Raw genomic sequence first — 23845 nt, 5'->3', positions numbered from 1 at the left:
TTGATAGGTGTTTCCGCCCGGCTCAGAGCACGCCCGAAGCTTTAAGCGCGTCTTCCACCTCGCCGTGAAATCTTTCACTCAGCGGCGTCAGTGGCAGGCGGATGCCTTCCCCGATCATGCCCATACGGTGCAATGCCCATTTGACGGGGATCGGATTGGCCTCAAGAAAGAGCTTGCGGTTGAGGGGCATCAGCAATTCGTTGAGGCGATCGGTCTCTTCCTCGTTGCCGGCAATCGCAGCTTCGCAAAGCGCCGCCATGCCCTTCGGGGCAACGTTGGCCGTGACCGACACATTGCCTTTGGCACCAGCGAGCATCAGGCCGGCTGCGGTGGCGTCGTCGCCGCTGTAGACAACCAGGCGGCCTTTTACGGCCTCGACCAGTTCCGCACCGCGGGGAATATTACCGGTGGCGTCCTTGATACCGATGATATTGGGAATGTCCGCCAGGCGCTCAACCGTTTCATTAAGCATGTCACAGGCAGTTCTGCCAGGTACGTTGTACAGGATCTGGTTGACGCCCGGGACGGCTTCCGCAATGGTCTTGAAGTGGCGGTAAAGGCCTTCCTGGGTAGGCTTGTTGTAGTAAGGCACAACAAGCAGGCAGGCGTCGGCGCCGAGCTTGTGGGCCCTTTCGGTCAGCTCGATGGCCTCACGGGTGCTGTTGCCGCCGGTGCCGGCAATCACCGGGATACGACCATTCACCCGTTTGATGATGTGGCCGATCACACTCATATGTTCGTCCGGATCCAGAGTGGCAGACTCGCCGGTTGTACCGACAGCGACAATGCCATGAGTCCCGTTGTTCAGGTGAAAGTCGATCAACTGGTCGAGATGCTCCCAGTGAACGCTTCCATCTTCGTGCATGGGCGTGACCAGAGCGACAAGGCTACCCGTAATCATAAAAGCTCCGTCCGAATAAAAGCGATATGGTAATGTCGGGTTTGAACTGACACAAGGGAATTACCCGCCCTCAGGCCTGTTCAGTTGGCCCCGTTGTTTGATGACCGTTTACCGGCCACGCGGCAAACACCGCTTTGAGCATGGTAGCAAGCGGGATCGCAAAGAATACACCCCACAGACCCCAGATGCCTCCGAAGAACAACACCGCAATGATAATGGCCACCGGGTGCAGGTTGTTTACTTCCGAGAACAACAATGGCACCAGCACGTTACCGTCCAGCGCCTGGATAATACCGTAGATCACCATGACCCAGATGAACTGGCTGCCCCAGCCAAACGCGAACAATGCGATCATGGCAACGGGAATGGTGACCACCGCCGCCCCGATATAGGGAATGACCACGCTCAGCCCCACCATAAGAGAAAGCAACGCAGCGTAGGGCACACCCAGGAACTTGAAGGCAACGTAGGTGACACCGCCAACGATCAGGATTTCAACCGCTTTGCCCCGGACATAATTGGCACACTGAAGATTTACCTCATTCCAGATCTTGACCATCATGGGGCGCTGGGGCGGCAGCAACCGGGCAATGGAGCCCAGCAGTACCTTGCGATCCTTCAGGAAGAAAAAGACCAGGATGGGCAAGAGCACCATATAGATAAGCAGGGCAACCACATCGGGAATACTCTCGAGGGAGAACGAAACCAGCCACTGGGTAATCCGGCCGGCCTCTGTGGTGACCTGATTGTAGATTGTGTTGATACCTTCCATGGAGATCAGCGTCGGATACTGTTGGGGCAGCAGTTCCAGGTAGGTCTGCAGCTCGCGGAATATCCGCGGCGCTTCGCCGGCGAGGGAGGTAACCTGACCCCAGATCAGAGGCAAAAGGCCAAACAGGAAGCCTATCAGGAGCCCGAGAAACACCAGAAATACGCCGATGATCGAAACGACCTCAGGCACGCCAACACGATTCAGCTTGGTAACCAGGCCCTGCAGAATAAAGGCGACAATCACCGCCGCGATGGCAGGCGCCAGCATGGCGCCGAACAGGATGATGAATACCGTGCCCAGCACCAGAATGAGGAAAAGTATGACGGCTTCTTCATCTGAAAAGTATTTGTGGGCAAGACCACGTAATATTTTGATCATCAATGACTCCGAAAGACTGACAACGTGGACTTAACCGGCGCACTTTATCATAAACGTATACTGGCCTCCCTCTTCCGAGGAACTGACCAGCTCGTGGCGGGTCAACGACAGGTATGCCGGAATATCCCTGGCGGAACCGGGATCAGAAGCGATAACCAGAAGCACGTCGCCGGCCGCCATGCCGTTGAGCTCCAGTTTCGTTTTCAGAAGCGGCATCGGACAGCGCAGCCCGGTGGTATCCAGAGTACGATCTGTCATAGGGAAGAAGCACCAGAATCAAATAGACTGAAAGGCGAGCATTATGCCGCCGGAACCAATTTAATGCACCATCATAGTATCAGACCAGTGAGTGCCCCAGAGCCATGAATCACCGCCTGTTTTTCCCCAAGTCCCTTGCCCGTGTTCTCTGCGCGAGCCTGGCCTGCGTCCTTCTGGTCGCCACCCCGGCCAGCGGGCAGTCGCCGGGAGAAGCACCGCTGCCAAGCATTGGCGGCGTGGGTGGCGGTCTGATTTCTGAACAGCAGGAAAACGACATTGGCCGCCAGGTGATGATCTCGATCCGCCGCTCTGCCGACCAGATCGAGGACCCGCTGGTATACAGTTATCTGAGCGCCATAACCTACCGGCTGGTGCCGTTCACCCCGCTGGAAAGCCCCGACCTGACGCTTGCCCTGATCGACAGCCCGGCGATAAACGCCTTCGCGGTGCCGGGCAACATTGTGGGCGTGAACGGCGGCCTGTTCCTGAACGCCGAGACCGAGCAGCAATTCGCCTCGGTGATGGCCCACGAGCTTGCCCACCTGAGCCAGCGACATTTTGCCCGCCGGCTGGAGCAACAGAAAATGAGCGCCCCTCTGCAGATTGCGGGAATGCTGGCGGGGATCGTGCTGACGGCGGTCACCCAGTCGGATATCGGCATTGCGGCGATCGCCGGCACCCAGGCCATGGCCGTACAGAACATGCTGGCCTATAGCCGGAGTCACGAGCAGGAGGCTGACCGGGTAGGCCTGGAAATTCTGGCAAACGCGGGCCTGGACCCGGAAGGCATGCCGGAAATGTTCCAGATCATGATGCGACAGAACCGGCTTCAGGGAAATCAGGTTCCGGAATATCTGTCCACCCACCCGCTCACCCAGAGCCGGGTGTCGGATACCATGAGCCGGGCCAAGCAATACCCGGAATCCAGCTATGAGGATTCGCTGGAATACCACTTGGTACGCGCCCGACTGCAGGTCCGCTATGCCCGTTCCGCCGACGTTGCCGTTAACACCTTCCGCAGTGATCTTGAGCAGGCAACGCCGGAAAACGGAAGCTCATTGCAGTACGGTCTGGCGGTTGCCCTGCTCCGGAACAGCCAACCCGCTGAGGCGGAAACCGAGCTTCGCAAGCTTCTGGACCGCAATCCGGGACGGATCACCTACCTTGTCACGCTGGCCGAAGCTTTGGTGGAACAGGAGCAATATCAGGAGGCGCGGCAGATGATGCTGACAGCCCTGGAGAAAAACCCCGGCAATTATCCCATCACCGAGAAGCTGGCGACGATTGAAATCAAGGCGGGCAATGCGGAAAAGGCCGCCGAACGGCTCAAGCAGCTGACCCGGCAATTGCCGGGCCGTGAGCACCTCTGGCTTCAGTTGGCGGAAGCGGAAGGCATGGCACGGAACATCGTCGGGGTTCACCGGGCCCGGGCCGAGTACAACATTCTGATGGGAGACCTTGAGGCCGCTGAACGACAGCTTCGCCAGGCCCAGGAAAAACTGCCGCCGGGAACGCCCACGCGGCAGGTTGTAACAGAGAGATTGTCACAGGTATCAACAGCCCTGGCGAACAAGCGCAAGAGCTGACGGCTCAGGCGTTGCCAGCGGCCTTGAGGTTCATGTTGGCAGTAAAGCCCAGCATCCGCTCAAGGGGCTTGAGAGCCTTCTCCCGGAGTTCCGGATCAACGTGAACTTCCTGATCACCCTGCTCTATCACCCGAAGCAGGTTTTCCAAACCGTTCATGGCCATCCAAGGACAGTGGGCGCAGCTGCGACAGGTCGCGCCATTGCCGGCCGTCGGCGCTTCTATCAACGTCTTATTGGGCGCCAGCTGCTGCATCTTGTAAAAAATGCCGTTATCGGTGGCCACGATGAACTGCTCGTTGGGCATCGTCTGAACCGCATGGATCAGCTGGGAGGTAGACCCGACCACATCGGCCATTTCGACCACCGCGTCCGGAGACTCTGGGTGAACCAGCACGGCGGCATCCGGATAAAGCGCTTTCAGATCCTCCAGGCCCCGGGATTTGAACTCCTCGTGCACAATGCAGGATCCATCCCATAACAGCATGTCCGCGCCGGTGGTTTTCTGCACGTAGTGGCCCAGGTGTTTGTCCGGCGCCCACAGGATCTTTTCGCCTCTGGCGTCCAGTGACTCCACAATCGCCTGGGCGCAGCTGGAGGTAACCACCCAGTCAGCCCGGGCCTTTACAGCGGCAGAGGTGTTGGCATATACCACCACCGTGCGGTCAGAATGTTCGTCACAGAATCGCGTGAATTCGTCAGCGGGGCAGCCAATATCCAGTGAGCAGGTGGCTTCCAGGGTCGGCATCAGCACCCGCTTTTCCGGATTCAGAATCTTGGCGGTCTCGCCCATGAACTTCACACCGGCAACCACCACGGTCGAGGCTTTGTGCTGGTTACCAAAACGCGCCATTTCCAGGGAATCGGCAACGCAGCCGCCGGTTTCCTCTGCCAGGCGCTGGATATCCGGATCCGTGTAGTAGTGCGCGACCAGCACCGCGTCCTCGGCCTTGAGGGCGTTTTTGATGAGGGTTTCAAGATCGGATTTTTCACTGTCGCTCAAAGGCTTGGGCTCTGCGCGGTGTGCAAGGTGTTCCTGCACCAGAATTCGGTCTACAGCTCGTGTCATTACAACGTCTCGGTGGTGTCGGGCTGGAAAAAGTATATCACTCTGGCCCGGAGTTTCATGGCAGCGTCACATTCCTGCAACCGCAACCCTTCAGTCTTTGTTACGGTGGCCTACGTACAATGTATGATCATTCAGGCAAAAAAAAAGAGCCCGAAGGCTCTTTTCGTTCAGGAAGCTGTGGGCTTCCCTTTTCGTTGGTGGGTCGTGAAGGATTCGAACCTTCGACCAATTGGTTAAAAGCCAACTGCTCTACCAACTGAGCTAACGACCCATAACTGGTAGATTTCCTGAACCGGCGAAGCCTGAGCCCGGAAAATCTGAATGAACTGACAATGACAACCACCAGCTCATTTTCGGATTTGGTGGGTCGTGAAGGATTCGAACCTTCGACCAATTGGTTAAAAGCCAACTGCTCTACCAACTGAGCTAACGACCCAAACGAGGCGCATATAGTAATGATTTTTACGCGCCGATCAACCCCTTTTACCGTCAAGATAGCTTTTAGCCAATGAGGCGGCATTGCTGTCCGGGTATTTGCGGACAACCGACTCCATCCGACGCTTGGCTTCGGCGGTCTCACCCAGCCGGTCAAGGGTCACGCCCAGCTTGTAGACGGCATCCGGCGCCTTGCGGTGATCGCCAAAACGGGTTGCCACAATGGTGAACGCCTGCTTCGCCTGCTCCAGCTGGTCTTCGGCCAGATAAACCTCGCCCAACCAGTAATAGGCGTTGACGGTCAGGTCGCCCTCATCGTAGCGGTCGATAAAGTCGTACAGGGCGTTTATGGCCTCGTTGAACTTTTTCTCTTCACGAATGAGCGTCTGGATGGTGTCGTAGGCTTTCTTTTCTTCAGCGGTGGGCGCGCGATACTCTTTCTGCTTTACCGGTTGAGGCTGCCCCTGGGCGCCGCCCTGTTCTGCCGATGCGGCAGTTGCAGGCTTGTCAGCTTCTGACACTTTCGCCGACAAATCGAGAATGCGTTGGTCCAGATCGATATAGCGATCACGCGCCTGTTCCGTCAGGCGCTCGATCTGGTGACCCTGCTCTTCAACCCTGCCCTGCAAACGGCGCACTTCGCCCTGCAGTTGCTGGATCATATAAAACAATTCGGCGTTAGCCTGGCTGCCCGAGCCGCCCGACTGGGCCAGCGCTGACCCCACTGGCATGAATGCCAGCGAGGTCAGCAGGGCCGCCATGAGAGATTTCCTCATGATCATTGCCTGTTATTGGAAGATCAGTTCAACACGACGGTTCTGGGCCCAGACGCTCTCGCCGGAACCCAGTACAGCGGGCTTCTCTTCGCCGTAGCTGACGGTTTCAGTCTGGCCGCGGGCCGCACCGTTGACGATAAGAAAACGCTGAACCGCATTGGCACGACGCTCGCCCAGGGCCAGGTTGTATTCCTTGGTGCCACGCTCGTCGGCATGGCCTTCAATTCTCACGTTCTGGTCCGGGTTGGCCTGCAGGAAACGGGCATGGGCAACCAGCACATCACGAGCTTCCGGCTTGATTTCAGCGGTATCGAAATCAAAGTAGAAAGTGGTGACTTCGCGCATGGCCTGCTCTTGAGCCCTTTCCGCACGGGCTTCGGCTTCGCGACGCTGCTGCTCGGTCATCTCGGAGGAGGACACGCCGCTTCCGTCTTCACCGCCAAACACGGTGGTGCCGCTTTCCTGGCCAGAGGTTCCGCCAGTGCCACCCATGCTTCCATCGTCGCCCATGGTGTCGCCGGTGCTGCTGCAACCAGCCATCAGGCCGAATGAAAAAACCAGTGCCAGTGCTTTGTGTGTTGCTGTCAGTTTCATATCTTTACCCTTTCGTTTGAGTGTCTTCTGTTGCTAGCAATAAGCCGAGGCGGCACGGCCGCTATCGGAGGATCGGCGACCAGGCCGGTTCACGGACATCACCACGGGATGCAGGCAGACTATACGCTGATCCGCCGTTCGCGGAGATGACGGTCAGTACACTGTCTTCGCCTTTTTTTGTTGCGTATATCAGCATCTGGTCATTGGGCGCCAGACTGGGTGATTCATCGGATCCGGTGCGCGTCAGAATGGTCTCGTTGCCGGTTTCAAGATTGGTCCGGGCAATGTGGAACGATCCCTCACGCTGGTGAACATAGTACACATATTCACCATCGGAATCAGAACGGGGACGCGCGTTGTAGCGGCTACCGAAGGTTATCCGACGGGGCTCGGCGCTTTCACTGGCCTTGTGATAGATCTGCGGGCCACCGGAGCGATCCGAGGTGAAGAAAAAGCCGTTACCGCCGTGGTCCCAGTTGGCTTCGGTATCAATCGCCCAGTGATTGGTCAGGCGCTTCAGCTCACCACTGGCCAGATTCATCCGGTAGATTTCGGCATTGCCATCCTTGGACAGGGTCATCAACAAGGAACGCCCATCACCCGACCAGGCCGGCGCTGAATTCAGCCCGCGGAAATCGGCAACCCGTTCCCGCTTACCCGAACCCAGTTCATGAACGTAGATGGCGGGTTTTCCGGTCTCAAAAGACACATAGGCAAGCTTCTTGCCATCCGGCGACCAGGCCGGGGACAGGATGGGCTCGTCACTTTCAAGACGGACCGTGGCCCGCTTACCGTCGACGTCACTGACGTTCAGCCGATATCTGGACCCTGCCTGACTGCGTTCAAGGGTGACGTAGGCAAGCTTTGTGGAAAACACGCCGGGGACACCGGTAATGGCTTCATAAATGCGGTCACTGATGTGGTGGGCCAGTGTTCTTGAGGCCGACTGTGGCGCCGAGGCGGTGGCACCGACCAGTCTTTTTTCCTGGCTGACATCGTAAAGCTCGTAACGGGCCTGCAGTGTACCGCCAGTGCTGGTCACCTGCCCAACCAGCACATAACGCTGGCCCAGCAACCGCCAGTCCCGGAAGAACACGTCGTCGCCGCTGGATGGCAGGCTGAGCATCTTCTCCGGTGCCAGCGGGTCAAACTCTCCGCTCAGCCGCAGGTCGCTGCGGATAATGCTGGAGATCTTGTCACCAGCGGGCATCTGGCCGGATTCGGCAAAAGGCACCACGGCAATGGGAATGGCCGACTCGGCACCTTCGGTGATCCGGATAAGCAGCTCGTTGGCAGCAGCAGGAACGGCCAGCAGCGACAGAATAAACGCTACCAGCAGCGATAGTGCGCCGCCCTTTGTGTTGCTCCGATTTGTCATGATTGCCTCGTTGGCGTCATTGCACATTCTCTGGGTTGAATTCTATGGAAAACTGGCGGAAATATTCTTCGAATATCTGCCGGTCTTCAGGAACCGGGTACTGCCCCACCGCGCGGACTGCGCTAAGCGTCGTGTTGTCGAAGGCTGAGTTTCCGCTCGCCGACAGAATTTTCACCCCAACCAACTCGCCCGTTGGCAGCAGGTTGATCTGCAAAGTTGTGGACATGGCACTGGTCGCCGACGGTGGCGGATACCAGGCTTTCATCAGCCGATCACGGATCAGCGCCCGGAATTTCTGACTTTCCGACAGCATCTGCACCTGGCGGGCCTTGGCGGCTGCCGCTTCCTTACGCCTGCGTTCCTCAGCCTGCTGCTCCTGGGCGGCTTCCTCGGCCAGGGCCTCAAGCTGGGATTCCCGGAGCTGACGCTCGCGCTCTTTGCGTTTCCGTTCAGCCTCAAGGCGCTCCTGCTCTTCCCGGGCCTGGCGCTCGGCCTCCTGGCGCTGGCGCTCCTCTTCGGCGCGGCGTTTTTCCTCAGCAGCCTTGCGTGCGGCCTCCTGTTTACGGCGTTCTTCCTCGGCTTTCTGCCGTGCCCGCTCTTTCGCTTCGGCCTCGGCTTTTTCCTTGGCCGCCTGCTGGGCTTTCAGACGTTCCTGCTCCCGTTTCTTTTCTGCCTCGGCCTGGCGCTGACGTTCCTGCTCTTTTTGCTGCTGGATACGACGAGCTTCCTCGGCCTGCTCCTTTTCTTTCTGGCGACGTTCGGCTTCCTGCTGCTGGCGACGTTGCTCTTCCTGGGCCTTCTGGCGTTCCTGGTCCCGGTCAGGCTCGTCTACGGTATCGACAACCGGGCTGGGTTCGGGTTCCGCCTGGGTGATCAACCGCGCCGAAATGCTGGGCGGCTGCGGGTCGTCGTCAGGGTTGGTCCAGGACCAGCCTGCCAATGCGACCACTAGCACCAGGGCGTGCAAAAACACGGAGAGCGCCACAGGCGACTTCCAGGGTGCCTGTGCTTTGTCTCCTGTGTCCCGCTCATGACCAATCACAATGAACTACCCACGCTGTTCCGGCCTTCAGTCAGCAATCTCTGCTTACTCATCGTTCATAGGTGCTTCGGTTATCAGGCCCACATTGGACGCGCCAGCGGCCTGAAGTTCAGCCATCAGACTCACCACTACACCATAACTGACGTTCTCGTCCCCTCGCACCAGCACCTCGCGATCGGCGCGCTGGGACAGAATCTTGGATATGCGATCGCGAACGTCCGCCAGGGGCATCGGCTGACTGCTGTCGCCACCAATTTCCATGAAGTAGGCGCCGTTGCTGTCCACCGACACCACAATCGATTCCACGTTCTTATCTGACTGTATCGGCTCGGAGGTGGTTTCCGGCAGATCCACCTTCACACCCTGGGTGAGCATTGGCGCCGTGACCATGAAGATCACCAGCAGCACCAGCATCACATCGATGTAGGGGACCACGTTGATTTCCGACATTGGCTTGCGCTGCCGGGGCGGCATCATTCCCATGCCTTTCATAGCGGTTTACTCCTCGGAGCTGTGAACCCGACGATGCAGAATACTGGAGAATTCTTCCGCAAAGGTTTCGTAATTCTTCAGAAGCGCATCGGACATGGCCGAGAACCGGTTGTAGGCAATGACCGCGGGAATGGCCGCGAACAGGCCCATGGCGGTTGCGATCAGGGCCTCTGAAATACCCGGAGCCACGGTTGCCAGTGTTGCCTGCTGAACCTGGGCCAGGCCGCGAAACGAGTTCATGATGCCCCATACGGTGCCGAACAGACCGATATAGGGGCTGGTGGACCCTACCGTCGCCAGAAACGGAAGGTGCGCTTCCAGCCTTTCCTGCTCCCGCGAGAACGCGACTCGCATGGCCCGCTGGCTACCTTCCATAACGGCATCCGCATCGCGGCTCTGCTGACGCAGGCGGGAAAATTCCTTGAAGCCAGACCGGAACAGCGATTCCATGCCGGAAAAAGGCGTCGGGTTCTCGCTGACCTCGCGGTAAAGCTTGCCCAGATCCATGCCGGACCAGAACCGCTCTTCAAAGGCAAATTGAGCCTGCCGGGCCTTTCTGAACACCTGTACGCGCTGGAAAATCAGCGCCCAGGAAACCACCGAGGCCAGAGCCAGCAACAGCATGACCAGTTGAACGAGTACCCCGGCATTCGCAATGAGATACCAGACAGAAAGTTCTGACTCCACCTTTAGCTCCTTGTTCTTACTCTTACGTTAGACCGTCAAACCGGTTGCTGGCTCAATGCAAGCACATCCACCATGGCCGGTGGCAAACGGCGCGGTCGCCCGGAATCCAGTGCAATACAGGCCACCCTGACATCGGCGGCAGCCAGCTCTTTCTGGTCAGAGACCCTGACCACCCGCTGCCGGAAATCCATCCACACCCGGCCAAACCCGGCGGGCTCGGTTGTTACCCTCAGCTCGTCATCAAGCTTTGCCGGCACACCGTAATGGATCGACAGTTTCTGCACGACGTAACTGATGTTCTCGCTCAAGCCATCCCGTAACCCTACACCAAAACTACGCACCCATTCGGTGCGGGCGCGTTCCATGTAGTGAAGGTATTTGGCGTGATAGACGATGCCGCCGGCGTCCGTATCCTCGATATAGACACGCAGCGGCAATGAGAAGCCATTGGGCGCGGGCTCAGTCAAAACGATCCTCCCGGTCAGGATTCACCGGCACGACTCCAAAATGCTGATAGGCATTGGAGGTTACCATGCGGCCCCGGGGGGTGCGCACCATGAACCCTTGCTGGATCAGGAAGGGCTCCAGCACATCCTCGATGGTACCGCGCTCCTCGCTGATTGCCGCCGCCAGGCTTTCAACACCAACCGGGCCGCCGTCAAATTTCTCGATCATCGCCAGCAGCAGACGCCGGTCCATGTGATCGAAGCCCTGGGCATCCACTTTCAGCATGTTCAGTGCCTGGTCGGCAATGGATTCGCTGATGGCGCCGTCTGCTTTCACTTCGGCAAAATCACGCACCCGGCGCAGCAGGCGGTTGGCGATCCGCGGCGTGCCCCTTGATCGTCTTGCGATTTCAAACGCCCCACCCTGATCAATGGTCACCGAAGACAGCCGAGCCGAGCGCAGGATGATGCTGGTCAGGTCCTCGGTGTTATAGAACTCCAGCCGTTGAACTATGCCAAACCGGTCCCGCAGAGGAGATGTCAGCAAGCCTGCCCGGGTGGTGGCGCCCACCAATGTAAAAGGCGGAAGATCCAGCTTGATCGACCGGGCTGCGGGGCCCTCACCGATCATGATGTCCAACTGATAGTCTTCCATGGCGGGGTACAGCACTTCCTCAACGGCGGCGCTCAGTCGATGGATCTCATCAATAAAGAGCACATCGCCTGATTCGAGGTTGGTCAGCATGGCGGCCAGGTCGCCGGCCTTTTCCAGTACCGGGCCGGAGGTGGTCTTGATGGAGACGCCCATTTCGTTGGCGATGATGTTGGCGAGCGTGGTCTTGCCCAGCCCGGGCGGGCCGAAGATCAGCACATGATCCAGCGCTTCCTCACGCCCACGGGCAGCGGAGATGAAAATATCCATCTGTTCGCGAACAGCGGGCTGGCCCACATAATCCGCCAGTACACCAGGCCGGATTGCCCGGTCCTGAACTTCTTCGTACTGACCTGCCTGGGCCGTGATAAGGCGATCCGACTCAATCATCTGTTTACTCGCTGGAGTGAATCAACATCTTAGCGCAATTCTACAAACACCCGGGTTAGTGTCACGTTACGCTCTATACACATACTAACTCCGGGGCATGAGTAAGCGACCAGACTTTGCAGCAAGACGCCACAAACCATCAGTTTGCCGGAATCATAGCCCGCAATGCCAGCCGGATAAGCTCCTGACTGGACATTCCTTCCTCGGCAATTCGGCTAATGGTCTTGGTAGCTTCCTGGGGTTTGTAGCCCAGGGAAATCAGGGCTGACTCGGCTTCTTCTACCGGAGAATGGCCTGCCGGCAGGGGCTGAGCTGCCGCCGGGTCTGTTGGAGTTGCGCCACCGGTGGCTAGAGCAAACTGGCCTTCAAGCTGCTTGATTCTGTCAGTCATCTCAATCAGCAAACGCTCTGCGGTTTTTTTACCGACACCCGGCAGTTTGACTAACGAATTGATATCCCGGGCTTCAACGCAACGGATGAACTGGTTGGCGTCCAGGCCGGACAGAATGCCAACGGCCATTTTCGGGCCAACGCCATTCACCTTGATCAACTGACGAAAAAGATCCCGGTCAAACCGGGCGGCGAAACCAAACAGGCTCTGATGATCTTCGCGGACCGCAAAGTGGGTGTGCAACAAGACCTCTTCACCGGGCTCCGGGAGGTTAAAAAAGGTTGTCACGGGAATATCGATTTCATAGCCCAGCCCGGCACACTCAACCAGCGCCTGCGCGGGTGATTTCTCGATCAGAACTCCTCGAATACGACCAATCACCGGCCTTCCTCCTGCTCAACAAATGTGCACAAAGCGAGCGGGCATGTCTTGCCAGAATACGCTGTAAATAAGTCCCTGTACGCTCGGGCTCCGCCATCCATGGCTCCGCACGATTCTGGCAAGACATGCCCGTTCACTTTCCAGACTTATGGTGTTAACGGCGAACCCGGCCACCGCGAACCTTTCCGCCACTGCCGGCAAGGCGGGTAATGCTCTGACTCATATGGGCATGGCACAAGGCAATGGCCAAGGCGTCAGCCGCATCGGCTTGAGGCTTACGGGACAGTCCCAGCAGTACCTGAACCATATGCTGTACCTGAGCCTTGTCGGCACCGCCCTTGCCAACCACAGCCTGCTTTACCTGCCGCGCCGAGTATTCATGCACTGCCAGCCCGCTATTTGCCGCACTGACAATTGCTGCACCTCGAGCCTGGCCCAGCTTGAGGGCCGAATCGGGGTTGCGCGCCATGAACACCTGCTCTATGGCGAACTCCTCGGGACGGTATTCGCCGATCAGCGTTGCCAGACTGTGGAAGATGGTCTGCAGGCGCTCCGCCATCGGCTTTTCACCGACGCGGATACACCCGCTGTCCAGGTATTCGATATCCCGTCCATCAACCCTGATCAGGCCATAACCGGTGATTCGCGAACCGGGATCGACTCCCAGGATGATCGGCACAGGGTTCCCTTACGATTCCTCTGCCTGCTGTGCCACGCTCCCCTCACCAGCTTTGGCGGCCGGCTTGCGGCGGCGGATATGGAGTTCCCGCAGCTGCTTGTCGGTGACCTCGCCCGGAGCCTGGGTCATCAGGCAGGTCGCGCTCTGGGTTTTCGGGAACGCGATGACGTCACGAATGGAAGTGGCGCCGGTCATCAGCATGATCAACCGGTCCAGGCCAAAGGCCAGACCGCCATGGGGGGGACAGCCGTATTTCAGGGCATCCAGCAGGAAGCCGAATTTTTCACGGGCTTCCTCGTCACCAATACCCAGAGCACGGAACACGCCTTCCTGGGTGGACTGGTCGTGGATACGAATGGATCCACCGCCCAGCTCGGTACCGTTCAGCACCATGTCGTAGGCACGGGACAAAGCCGTGGCCGGCGACGCGGCGAGCTCTTCCGGGGTGCAGGAAGGCGCGGTGAACGGGTGGTGAATGGCGGTCAGACCGCCATCCGGGGTTTCCTCGAACATCGGGAAATCCACGACCCAGAGCGGCGCCCAGTCGGTGGTCAGCAGCTTCATATCGTGGCCGACCTTGATGCGCAGCGCGCCAAGGGCTTCGTTGACCACGTTGGTCTTGTCCGCACCGAAGAAGACGATATCGCCGTCTTCGGCGGCAACCCTCTCGATCACGGCCTGGGCGACATCATCCCCCAGGAATTTGATGATCGGCGACTGCAGGCCTTCCACACCTTTCGACACATCGTTGACCTTGATATAGGCCAGGCCTTTCGCTCCATAGATACCGACGAACTTGGTGTAGTCGTCGATCTGCTTGCGGGTTAGCTCCCCGCCCCTGGGAACACGCAGTGCCGCGACGCGGCCTTTTTCATCATTGGCAGGGCCGGCGAATACTTTGAAATCCACACCGGCCACCAGGTCGCCCACGTCGATCAGCTCCAGCGGGATACGCAGGTCCGGCTTGTCGCTGCCGTAGCGTTGCATGGCTTCCTTGTAAGGCATGCGCGGAAAGGCTGGCAGGGCGATCTCCAGTACATCTTTGAACAGGGCCCGGATCATGTCTTCGGTCAGCGACATCAGGGTCTCTTCATCAACGAAGGACGCCTCGATATCGATCTGGGTGAATTCCGGCTGGCGATCCGCCCGCAGGTCTTCGTCGCGGAAGCACTTGGCGATCTGGTAATAACGGTCAACGCCGGACACCATCAGCAACTGCTTGAACAGCTGGGGCGATTGCGGAAGCGCGAAGAAGGAACCTTCGTGGGTGCGGCTCGGCACCAGGTAATCACGGGCACCTTCCGGTGTTGCACGGGTCAGGATCGGAGTTTCCACATCCATGAAGCCGTTGCCGTCCAGGAAGTTCCGGACATAGCTGGTAACTCGCGAACGAAAGCGCAGTCGATTGATCATCTCCGGCCGACGCAGATCCACATAGCGGTATTTGAGGCGAACGTCCTCGCCCACATGCTCGTGCTCGTCCAGCGGGAAAGGCGGCGTTGCAGCGGCGTTGAGAATGGCCAGCTGTTTGCCCAGCACTTCCACCTGGCCGGTGGACATGTTGCTGTTTTCGGTTCCTGCCGGGCGGCGGCGAACACGGCCAGTAATCTGCACGACGAATTCGCTGCGGACTTTTTCCGCCAGCGCAAAGCTTTCGGGGGTATCCGGGTCAATCACTACCTGGGACATACCGTCCCGATCACGGAGATCCAGAAAGATGACCCCGCCATGATCGCGGCGACGGTGCACCCAACCGCAAAGTGTGACTTCCTGATCAATGTGGGATTCGTTGATCCCACCGCAATAATGACTGCGCATACCGGTTCCCGTTGTTTCTGATGTGTGCGAAAAGTGGGCCATTATAAACACAATGACACTGAAAATCAGGCTCCGTTGTGAGCAAAAGGATCGTAGATGACGGTTCGGTGATTGACGGCTAGAATGTTGCCTTTCCAACGCCGCTGGAGTGCCGATTTGTCAACAAGAGCCGAGCAGAAACTGCGCACCAGGCGCGCCCTGATGGACGCCGCCCTGGCCCAACTCAGTGCCGATCGTGGTTTCGGTAGTCTGAGCCTGCGGGAGGTCGCGCGGGAAGCCGGCATTGCCCCCACCTCGTTTTACCGGCATTTCGCCGAACTGGACGAACTGGGACTGGCGCTGGTGGATGAAGGCGGTGTGGCGCTCAGACAACTGATGCGTCAGGCCCGCAAGCGTATTGCCCGCGATGGCAGCGCAATCAGCACGTCGGTCGACACCTTCATGGAGTACCTTGGCAACAACTCCAACCTGTTCCGGTTGATGCTGCGGGAAAGTACCGGGGTATCAAAGCCCTTCAGAACGGCGATCAAGGCGGAGATCGACCATTTCGTGGCGGAACTGGAGGCAGATCTGAAGCGGATTGCCGAGGAGCGCAACCGCCCGTTGTACAGCTCGAGGCTGGTGGCGGAAGCGATGGTGACGCTGGTATTCAATCAGGGTGCCGATGCCCTGGACGCCACCAACGCCGAGAAGGAACTGCTGAAGGATAAACTGAAGACCGAGCTCAGAATCATTCTGGTAGGTTCCCGCGCCATTGCTGATCGCGGGGAATAGCGCTATTTCAATGCATCCAGAGTCGGTTGCAGTCGGGCCCGGATGTCAGCGATGGCCTGTGGATCATAGGCTTCCGGGCTAACCTTTCCCCACACCGGGCCGGGCCAGGCCGCATCGCCCTCGAAACGCACGATATGATGCAGGTGCAACTGGGGCACCATGTTGCCCAGCGCCGCCACATTGAACTTGTCACCGGCAAACACCTTCATCATGCCCTCGCCCAGCAAGGACGACTCTTCAGCCAGCCGAAGCTGCTGTTCCTTGGGCAGCTGATAGATTTCCCGGACATCCGCCACCCTGGGTACAAGCAACACCCAGGGCCAGTGACTGTCGTTCATCAGCCGCACTTCACACAGCCGGCTCTGGCCGAGGGAAACGGTATCCGCTTCCAGCTTTGAGTGCAGAACGAAGGGCTGATCGTAACTCATATCAATTACCGTGAAACTGGTTCCGGCCACGACCGATGGCGTAGTAGATCATGCCGTGGCGTTCCAGCATTTCCGGTTCGTACAGGTTCCGTCCGTCGAAGACCGCCTTGCCACTCAATGCTGAGGCAATAGCCTCGAAGTCAGGAGAACGGAACTCCTTCCACTCGGTACAGATGGCCAGTACATCCGCGCCTTTGATGGCCTGCTCTTTGGTACCACACAGCGTCAGACCCGGCTGATCCCCGAAGATGCGCTGGGTCTCCTCCATGGCTTCCGGATCGAAGGCCTGGACTGACGCACCGGCCTTCCACAACTGCTGCATCAGCGTTCTTGAGGACGCTTCCCGCATGTCGTCGGTGTTTGGCTTGAACGCAAGCCCCCAGAGCGCCACAACTTTGCCCTTGAGATCGCCGTTAAAGAAATGGCTGATCTTGTCGAACAGCACGTATTTCTGGGCATTATTGACCGTTTCGACCGCGTTCAACAGATGGCTGTCGTATTCGCAATCCCGCGCGATGCGGGTCAGCGCCTGAACATCCTTGGGGAAACAGGAACCGCCGTAACCACAGCCCGGGTAGATAAAGTGATAGCCAATGCGTGGGTCGGAACCGATACCCCGGCGCACATTCTCGATATCAGCGCCCAGACGTTCTGCCAGGTTGGCAATCTCGTTCATGAAGCTGATTTTGGTCGCCAGCATGGAGTTGGCGGCGTACTTGGTCAGCTCCGCCGACCGGATATCCATAAAGATCATACGGTCGTGGCTGCGGTTGAAGGGGTAATACACTTCACGCAGAAGCTCCATGGCGCGGTCGCTGTCTGTGCCCACAATGATGCGATCCGGCTTCATGAAATCGTTGATGGCGGCGCCTTCTTTCAGGAATTCCGGGTTCGACACCACGTCGAATTCATGTTCAAGGCCGCGCTTGTCGAGCTCACTGCGCACCGCTGCCTTGACCCGGTCGCCCGTGCCGACCGGCACGGTGGACTTGTCCACCACCACCTTGTAATCCGTCATGTATTGACCGATGGAACGGGCCACCGCAGTCACATACTGCAGGTCGGCGGAACCGTCTTCATCCGGCGGAGTACCTACCGCAATGAACTGCAGAATGCCGTGGCCGACGGCTTCCTCGGTATCCGTGGTAAAAGCAAGGCGGCCGGCCTCGACGGTGTGTTTGACGATGGACTCGAGCCCCGGCTCGTAAATCGGGATCTGGCCGTTTTTCAGCTTTTCAATTTTTCCCTGATCCACGTCCATACACAGAACATGATGACCAACATCCGCCAGGCAGGCACCTGTGACCAGGCCAACATAACCGGTGCCGAAAATTGTAATCTTCATCCTTAAAATCCTGATTTATCAATAAATTTGAATAGAATTCTTAGCTTTTGAATAAGGGCGGCACGTTTAGCTCTAGTGCGACTGCCTTTCAGCCCAGATCTTTTCCCAGGCCAGCGCCGTTGAAACGATGGTCTTCAGGTCATCGAACGATGGCTCCCATCCGAGCACGTCCCGGATTCTGGTGTTATCGGCCATCAGTGCACCCGGGTCCCCTGGCCGGCGGCCGGTTTCAGTCACACTGAAATCGACGCCGGATTCCTGCTTCACCATTTCAATCACTTCGCGAACGGTAAAACCACGGCCATAACCGCAGTTCAGTACACGGGATTCACCGCCGCCGGCCATATAATCCAGCGCCATCACATGGGCTTTGGCCAGGTCTTCCACGTGAATGTAATCACGGATACAGGTGCCATCGCGGGTATCGTAGTCGGTACCAAAGATGCTCATGCCATCGCGCTTGCCGGTAACACACTCGCAGGCAACCTTGATCAGGTGCGTGGCCTCGGGCGTGGCCTGGCCCAGCAGTCCGTCCGGGTTGGCCCCTGCGACGTTGAAATAGCGCAAAATAACGTAGTTCAGTGAGCTTGCCGCGGCCAGGTCCATGATCATCCGTTCGCTCATCATTTTGGATGCACCGTAAGGATTGATCGGCGCCAACGGCAAATCTTCTGTCAGTACGGTCTGTTCGGGCATGCCGTAAACGGCTGCTGTAGAGGAAAACACCATGCGGGGAACCTGGTGTCGCTCAACGGCTTTCAACAGGTTCAGGGTATTACGGGTGTTGTTACTGTAATACTTCAGGGGGTTTTCAACGGATTCCGGCACCACAATATTGGCCGCGAAGTGGAGCACAGCCTCGAAAGCATGATCCGCGAAAACCTGCTCGATAGTAGCTTCATCAGCAAGATCCCCGACAACAAGCTCACCACAGGTAACCGCCCAGCGATAGCCGGTAGACAGGTTATCGAAAATCACGATGTCGTGGCCCGCCTCGCCCAACTGCCGAACGACGTGGCTGCCGATGTAGCCGGCGCCTCCAGTCACAAGTACTTTCATTGGCTGCTATTACTCCTTCCCTGTCTGAGCCTGCCTGCGACGGCGAATCTGGGCCCGTCGCGCAGAAAAAAACTCGCTGATGATGCTGCTACACTGATCCGCCAGGACGCCGCCCACGGACTCTACCTGCCAGTTAAGATGGCTTTCCTGAAGGCTCTGACGAATCGATTCAACCGCGCCGGCTTTCGGCTCAGTCGCCCCATAAACCAAGCGGCTGATTCTACTATGAACGACCGCCCCGACGCACATGGTGCAGGGCTCAAGCGTGACGTAGAGCGTTGCCCCGGAAAGCCGATAATTGCCCACCCGGGCTGCGGCATCCCGCAGAGCACGTATTTCCGCGTGAGCGGTCGGATCACAACCGGATATCGGGGCATTGAAACCCGCCCCGATTTCCCGTCCATCCAGCACCACCACGGCGCCAACCGGTACCTCGCCAATCCGCTTTGCCAACTCCGCCAGAGCAAGAGCCCTGTTCATCCAGTAACTGTCGGTCAACCCGTCAACCTGATCTGGCATGTTGCCCAAAGCCGCGCACCCCTCAAATGAACTTACCGCGCTTTCTCAAGAACGGGAATATAACACCGCAGTGTGGCAGTTCGCATCCATCTGCCGTCAGAGACAGCCGCACCCGTTCATCCGGATTAACTTTGCTTCTGGCAGCGATCGCCTTACACTTGGGCAAAGCAAAGACGGAACACTGATTCATTTATTCTGCTCAGGAAGGCGGTTGATGACCCGGGCCAAGGCTTCAAGACTGATACTCAAGATGGACGCGCTTTTAGTGACTCCGGGGCTTATTCCCTGTTCGTGCCTGATTGAGCGTGTCAGCCAGGACGGCCCCACCGTTCGATTCCAGCTAAAAGACTTTTCCTCCCCGGCCGTCTATGAGCAGCTCTCATCACCGGACGCTATTCCGGCCGAGTTGCACATTTTCCCCGATGACGGACAGGACAAGCAGCATTTCCAATTTAAAGGCCTCGTCCCTGCCGGACCGGCGAGTCGGATTTTCCTCGAGGTTACGGCACGCGAGCAGACCACAACCAGTGAATTCGACCGACTGCTGCAACTGGGAGCTGCCTCAACAAAGCTGATGCCGCCCGCCGGCGCGCCGTCCCTCAGTCACCTTTACAACCAGCATTGTCGCAGGCTGCTGGAGCAGCTGCTTCCCGAGTTCATGGAAAGCACGTTTGAAGGCATCGAATCAGAGCTCCAGCAGGCGGCAGAGCTGCGGGACATTACGCGCCTGAAGGACATGCGCTTTATCTTTCAGAGTCGCGAACAACGGATGCTCCAGGACTTTCAGACGCAATTTCAGGCTAACCAGGCCGATCTTGAGCCAAGCCCCCAGTCCCGCCGCGGCGCGAAGGAACTGCATCTGCTGGAACAGCACGAATTTGAAGACTGGTTGGACCTGCAGGCCATCTCCAATCGCATCAACTCGCAGAATCGTGGCACCACTTTCCTGCTGAATCAGTTTCTGAACCAGATTTTCAAACGTGACGTTAACGAAAACAACAATCCGCTTACTCCCAGAGCGCTCAGCATTTGCCTGCAATACATGGTCGACCACCTGGGCATAGCTCGGGAACATCGCCAGACCATATACCGGGCCTGGGAGAGCGCCCTTGCAGGAATCTGGCCCGCCGCGATCCGCTCCATGATTAACGACTTCCGTCGGGGCGGGCTTGAAGCCATCGACCTGACCGAACTGCCGGCAAACTGGTCAAGCAGCGAGACAGCGCAAAAGGCTGACAGCCTTGCCGATCAAAGCAGCGCCGGCACGCCGGCCCGGAATTCCCGGTCGGGCGAGGCGGTCTCGACAATGCCGACGGCCGGCCAATCCCTTTTCCGGTTAATGGCCCTGGAAGAGGACCCGAGAGCAGCAGGATCAGGCTGGCAGGCACCCAACCCGCAACTGACTGAAAACCTCAGGCCCAGGCGAACTGAGATTCTGGACCGCCTGAAAAGCGAAGAGCCGGACATGGAGGGGCTTCTGCAGGAACTGGCTGTGTCAGACGCAGGCCTGGCCGGTGCGCTTGACCGCACGGCTGTTGAGAAGGCGAGCCTTGTAGACCGGATATTCGCCCCGCTAAAAACCCAGGAGGAGCTTTCAGAACCACTCCGCCACCATCTGCAAATGCTTCGATTACCGATCTTCGAAACACTGGTTGAGACTCCGGATTTTCTGAACGATGAGAACCACCCGGCCCGCAGCATTATCAATAACCTGATGCACATCTGCCTTGCAGAACGGGCGTCGAGCAAGAAACTGGAAGCCACGGTTGCCGAAATTATTGATGAACTGACCAATCTGGACGCATCGGATCCTGACCAGCTTGAGGTTGTGGGTGAACGGCTAAGGCAACTTGTCGAGCGACAGGACCGATCTTTTGTCCGCAACTCGGAACGGCTGGCCAAGAACCTCGAAGGCAAGGAGCGTCTGCGCCAGACACGCCGGGCCGCAGGCAAACGACTGAACGGGCTTCTGGCTGGGCGGCAGACACCCAAGGTACTGACCCGCCTGCTGGAAGCCGGCTGGGAGCAACTCATTGTCCTGGCGATGCTGCGGGAAGGCCCGGAAACCCGTCAATGTGAAGAGCTTTTTGAGATTGTGAGCCAGCTACAGGAGTGGTTATCTCCAGACGGCACATCAGGCGAGTTGGCGTTCGAGAAGGAGCTAGAAAGCGGGGTCACACTAAGGTTCATCGAGCGGGAGCTCAAAACCGTTGGTAATCCCGCGCTGACCCGATCGGTAATCGACGAGCTGACCCGGGTTCTCGAGGGTCACCAGGAAGCAGAGACTACCTGGCTGGAGTCGTACGGCGACAACGATGATGCAGACACAACACTGGCACCGGAAGTCGAGGACAGTCGCTGGGCCATAAGAGCGAGGGACATTGCGGTTGGTGACTGGGTAGAAATCCGGCTCGAAAGCGGCGAGGTCCGGCGAATGCGCCTGGTGTGGGGCGGGGAGGAATCCCTGCGATTTGTTTTTCTCTCCCCCAAAGGAATGAGTGAGGTCAGTTTTAACTTCCCGGAGTTTGTGGAGAAACTTGCCGACGGCCAGGCGTGGTTGGTCAGGGATCATGAAATTCCCTTTCTGGATCAGAGCCTTTTCGCCGTCGTTGAGGACATTTATCGAAAGCTGAATTTTCAGGCCACCCACGATGCCCTCACCGGCTGCATGCATCGGCATGATTTCGAAAAGCAGATACTGCAACGCATCAACGGAGCCCCGGCCCCTTCCGGAGACGCGGGCGCGGCCTTGCTGATACTGGATATTGATGAATTCAGCGTGATTAACGCATCCTACGGCGCCGAAACCGGTGACGCGCTGCTGAAGCACGTTGCCGAAAGACTTCGCAATGAGTGTCAGGAACGCTTTCCGAATGCCTGTATAGGCAGGATAAGCGGCAATGAGTTCGCCGCCATTCTGGACGATGTCGCCACAGAAGACTGTCTGGATTTTGCCGAATCCATCCGGCGCCAGATCGAGCGGCAGGTTTTCCATCATGGTTCGGCGGAATATAGGACGTCCGTGAGTATAAGCATAAGGCCGGTGACCGAAGCCGACTCGTCGCCCGGAGATCTTCTCAACCAGGCCAGCCTCTCCCTGCGAACCGCTAAAAAGCAGGGCGGCAACCGCATTGAACTGGTTCGGGAGACTGACAAACCCTTACGGAACAGCAGCCGTCAGTGGGTAACCGAGATTGATCGCACCATCCAGGATGGAAGCCTTTATCTACGCGCGCAGCCCATCGTTTCTCTCGACCCCGAGTCGGGCGAGGGCAACATGTATGAACTTTTGCTGGGATTAAAGGACAGCTCCGGGGCAGAAGTCTCTCCCCAGGGTTATATCGAAGCGGCAGAACAGTTCAGGCGAAGCACCAGAGTGGATATGTGGGTTGTTTCAGAGATAATGAGTTGGATGCGGAATAATCCGGACGCCCTGGAAAAGATTACGACACTAAACGTAAATCTATCAGGCGCTTCATTGAGCGACGACAGCTTCATGCTTGGGCTGGAAACAATGCTCAGGAGAAGTCCGGAGCTGGCGCACAAGCTCTGTTTCGAGGTGACCGAGACCTCTGCGGTTTCCAACCTCCACTTTGCCGCTGATTTCATGAACGAGCTGAAACGCCTGAACTGCCGTTTCGCTCTCGACGATTTTGGAACCGGCCTCTCCTCTTACGCGTACCTTCAGAAGCTTCCGGTGGACTACGTAAAAATCGACGGCATCTTTGTTCGCGATCTCACCACCAACATGACGAATTACGCCATGGTGCGGTCAATCAACGAGCTCTGCCATTTTCTGGATCTTCGCACAATCGCGGAATATGTCGAAGACATGGAAACCATGGAAGCCCTCCGGGAGATACAGGTGGACTATGGTCAGGGCTTTGGTATTGCCAAACCCCGCAGACTGGATAGCCTGGGCCCCCGGTAAACCGTCAGCAATCTTTACAGCCGGTAGTTTTCTGCCTTCCTACCCTCGCCGTAAAAGGCGCAACTCAGGCGGCGGGACCGTCCCGACGGACCCGAACTTCCTTGATCCTGGGGCTGCCCTGGGTGCGCCAGACTATTCTTCGAATATCGGATCGGTTTCGTTAGGTAGCGGTGGACTGATCCAATTGCTGTTCGATAACAACAGCCTTACCAACAGCGGTGACGCAGACAACGACCTGCACATCTTCGAGATCGGACCGGATGTCGAAGACACCTTTGTTGCCATTCGTCCGACGGCGGATACCCTCAGCCTGCTTGGCGCTTTCAGCGGACTGGAGATCAATGATGGTTTCTTCAGTATCGGTAAAGTATTTGGTGCGACTTCGTCCCTGGATATTGATTCTGTATTCGGAGGTTTCGGGGCCGGCCAACTCAGATTCGACGCTGTCCAGCTGATTGACGACATTGATGAGGGCGCTTCAAGTGGCTCAACAGTAGGAGCGGATATTGACGCGGTCGGTGCTATTTTTTCGGCTCCGCCGGTCCCCCGTGAGGTTCCCGAACCGGGATCACTAGCACTATTGGCCGGTGGCCTGCTGCTGAGCTCGGTATTTCGCCTTGCCAGAGGTCGTAGTCAGGACCGTTAGATAGTCCAGTAAGGGCGCAGG

23 protein-coding genes and 2 tRNA genes are annotated in these 23845 nt (G+C 57.8%); 4 read left to right on the top strand and 21 right to left on the bottom strand.

Features of this window, described 5'->3' with window-relative positions; all coding sequences use genetic code 11:
- Positions 1 to 22: 22 nt before the first annotated feature.
- The 3 genes from dapA to FPL19_RS13640 all read right to left on the bottom strand — a co-directional run bounded on the left by dapA (position 23) and on the right by FPL19_RS13640 (position 2309).
- Entirely contained in the window at positions 23 to 901 is an 879-nt protein-coding gene (dapA, locus tag FPL19_RS13650; RefSeq protein ID WP_150913137.1) for a 4-hydroxy-tetrahydrodipicolinate synthase, read from the bottom strand.
- A gap of 70 nt (positions 902 to 971) precedes the next feature.
- Positions 972 to 2051 carry an AI-2E family transporter gene (locus tag FPL19_RS13645; RefSeq protein ID WP_150913135.1) on the bottom strand — a complete coding sequence of 360 codons (1080 nt, stop codon included), beginning with the start codon at positions 2049 to 2051 and terminating at the stop codon, positions 972 to 974.
- A gap of 30 nt (positions 2052 to 2081) precedes the next feature.
- Positions 2082 to 2309: a sulfurtransferase TusA family protein gene (locus tag FPL19_RS13640; RefSeq protein WP_150913133.1), complete on the bottom strand. Its 228-nt coding sequence runs from the start codon at positions 2307 to 2309 to the stop codon at positions 2082 to 2084.
- A 104-nt stretch (positions 2310 to 2413) separates the two neighbouring features.
- On the opposite strand from FPL19_RS13640, the gene FPL19_RS13635 reads away from it, so the two are divergent.
- Positions 2414 to 3895 carry a M48 family metalloprotease gene (locus FPL19_RS13635; protein ID WP_150913131.1) on the top strand — a complete coding sequence of 494 codons (1482 nt, stop codon included), beginning with the start codon at positions 2414 to 2416 and terminating at the stop codon, positions 3893 to 3895.
- Between the two features lie 4 nt (positions 3896 to 3899).
- Here the strand turns inward: FPL19_RS13635 and nadA are convergent, their stop codons facing one another.
- The 14 genes from nadA to aspS form a co-directional block, all read right to left on the bottom strand.
- Complete coding sequence (nadA, locus tag FPL19_RS13630; RefSeq protein WP_150913129.1) at positions 3900 to 4961, bottom strand: quinolinate synthase NadA; 1062 nt, start codon at positions 4959 to 4961, stop codon at positions 3900 to 3902.
- A 195-nt stretch (positions 4962 to 5156) separates the two neighbouring features.
- A tRNA-Lys gene (locus FPL19_RS13625) sits at positions 5157 to 5232 on the bottom strand.
- A gap of 89 nt (positions 5233 to 5321) precedes the next feature.
- Positions 5322 to 5397, bottom strand: a tRNA-Lys gene (locus FPL19_RS13620).
- A gap of 37 nt (positions 5398 to 5434) precedes the next feature.
- The gene (gene ybgF / locus FPL19_RS13615) at positions 5435 to 6172 is read right to left on the bottom strand and encodes a tol-pal system protein YbgF (protein ID WP_150913127.1); all 738 of its coding nucleotides are present in this window, start codon (positions 6170 to 6172) and stop codon (positions 5435 to 5437) included.
- 12 nt (positions 6173 to 6184) lie between these two features.
- Complete coding sequence (gene pal, locus FPL19_RS13610) at positions 6185 to 6766, bottom strand: peptidoglycan-associated lipoprotein Pal (RefSeq protein ID WP_150913125.1); 582 nt, start codon at positions 6764 to 6766, stop codon at positions 6185 to 6187.
- A 61-nt stretch (positions 6767 to 6827) separates the two neighbouring features.
- Positions 6828 to 8144, bottom strand: coding sequence for a Tol-Pal system beta propeller repeat protein TolB (tolB, locus tag FPL19_RS13605; RefSeq protein WP_150913123.1), 1317 nt, complete (start codon positions 8142 to 8144; stop codon positions 6828 to 6830).
- Positions 8145 to 8160: 16 nt separating this feature from the next.
- The gene (gene tolA, locus FPL19_RS13600; RefSeq protein ID WP_150914237.1) at positions 8161 to 9129 is read right to left on the bottom strand and encodes a cell envelope integrity protein TolA; all 969 of its coding nucleotides are present in this window, start codon (positions 9127 to 9129) and stop codon (positions 8161 to 8163) included.
- A gap of 102 nt (positions 9130 to 9231) precedes the next feature.
- A complete protein-coding gene (gene tolR / locus FPL19_RS13595; RefSeq protein ID WP_150913121.1) occupies positions 9232 to 9678 on the bottom strand; it encodes a protein TolR in 447 nt (148 codons plus the stop codon).
- A 6-nt stretch (positions 9679 to 9684) separates the two neighbouring features.
- Entirely contained in the window at positions 9685 to 10365 is a 681-nt protein-coding gene (gene tolQ / locus FPL19_RS13590) for a protein TolQ (RefSeq protein ID WP_150913119.1), read from the bottom strand.
- A 35-nt stretch (positions 10366 to 10400) separates the two neighbouring features.
- The gene (locus tag FPL19_RS13585) at positions 10401 to 10832 is read right to left on the bottom strand and encodes a YbgC/FadM family acyl-CoA thioesterase (protein WP_150913117.1); all 432 of its coding nucleotides are present in this window, start codon (positions 10830 to 10832) and stop codon (positions 10401 to 10403) included.
- A complete protein-coding gene (gene ruvB, locus FPL19_RS13580; RefSeq protein WP_150913115.1) occupies positions 10825 to 11853 on the bottom strand; it encodes a Holliday junction branch migration DNA helicase RuvB in 1029 nt (342 codons plus the stop codon). Before ruvB ends, FPL19_RS13585 begins: the two co-directional genes overlap by 8 nt.
- 139 nt (positions 11854 to 11992) lie before the next feature.
- Positions 11993 to 12625, bottom strand: a complete 633-nt coding sequence (gene ruvA, locus FPL19_RS13575) for a Holliday junction branch migration protein RuvA (protein ID WP_150913113.1) — start codon at positions 12623 to 12625, stop codon at positions 11993 to 11995.
- A gap of 154 nt (positions 12626 to 12779) precedes the next feature.
- On the bottom strand, positions 12780 to 13304 hold the full coding sequence (gene ruvC / locus FPL19_RS13570; protein WP_150913111.1) for a crossover junction endodeoxyribonuclease RuvC: 525 nt from the start codon (positions 13302 to 13304) through the stop codon (positions 12780 to 12782).
- Positions 13305 to 13313: 9 nt separating this feature from the next.
- Positions 13314 to 15122, bottom strand: coding sequence for an aspartate--tRNA ligase (gene aspS, locus FPL19_RS13565; protein WP_150913109.1), 1809 nt, complete (start codon positions 15120 to 15122; stop codon positions 13314 to 13316).
- A 156-nt stretch (positions 15123 to 15278) separates the two neighbouring features.
- Between aspS and fabR the strand changes: the two genes are divergently transcribed.
- Entirely contained in the window at positions 15279 to 15896 is a 618-nt protein-coding gene (gene fabR, locus FPL19_RS13560) for an HTH-type transcriptional repressor FabR (RefSeq protein ID WP_150913107.1), read from the top strand.
- Between the two features lie 2 nt (positions 15897 to 15898).
- On the opposite strand, the gene FPL19_RS13555 is transcribed toward fabR, so the two are convergent.
- From FPL19_RS13555 to tadA, 4 genes are all read right to left on the bottom strand, one after another.
- Positions 15899 to 16324: an HIT domain-containing protein gene (locus FPL19_RS13555; protein ID WP_150913105.1), complete on the bottom strand. Its 426-nt coding sequence runs from the start codon at positions 16322 to 16324 to the stop codon at positions 15899 to 15901.
- Between the two features lies 1 nt (position 16325).
- Complete coding sequence (locus FPL19_RS13550; protein ID WP_150913103.1) at positions 16326 to 17669, bottom strand: UDP-glucose dehydrogenase family protein; 1344 nt, start codon at positions 17667 to 17669, stop codon at positions 16326 to 16328.
- Positions 17670 to 17741: 72 nt separating this feature from the next.
- Positions 17742 to 18728 (bottom strand): UDP-glucose 4-epimerase GalE, encoded by a 987-nt coding sequence (gene galE, locus FPL19_RS13545; RefSeq protein WP_150913101.1) that lies wholly within the window; start codon positions 18726 to 18728, stop codon positions 17742 to 17744.
- A gap of 9 nt (positions 18729 to 18737) precedes the next feature.
- A complete protein-coding gene (tadA, locus tag FPL19_RS13540) occupies positions 18738 to 19247 on the bottom strand; it encodes a tRNA adenosine(34) deaminase TadA (protein WP_150913099.1) in 510 nt (169 codons plus the stop codon).
- Between the two features lie 214 nt (positions 19248 to 19461).
- Between tadA and FPL19_RS13535 the strand changes: the two genes are divergently transcribed.
- On the top strand, positions 19462 to 23178 hold the full coding sequence (locus FPL19_RS13535) for a DUF1631 family protein (protein WP_150913097.1): 3717 nt from the start codon (positions 19462 to 19464) through the stop codon (positions 23176 to 23178).
- 184 nt (positions 23179 to 23362) lie between these two features.
- Positions 23363 to 23824 carry a PEP-CTERM sorting domain-containing protein gene (locus FPL19_RS17550; protein WP_191965279.1) on the top strand — a complete coding sequence of 154 codons (462 nt, stop codon included), beginning with the start codon at positions 23363 to 23365 and terminating at the stop codon, positions 23822 to 23824.
- Positions 23825 to 23845 lie beyond the last annotated feature (21 nt).

The sequence above is a fragment of the Marinobacter halotolerans genome, from assembly GCF_008795985.1.
Classification (GTDB): Bacteria; Pseudomonadota; Gammaproteobacteria; order Pseudomonadales; family Oleiphilaceae; genus Marinobacter; species Marinobacter halotolerans.
This window is presented reverse-complemented; position numbering and strand designations above follow the sequence as displayed.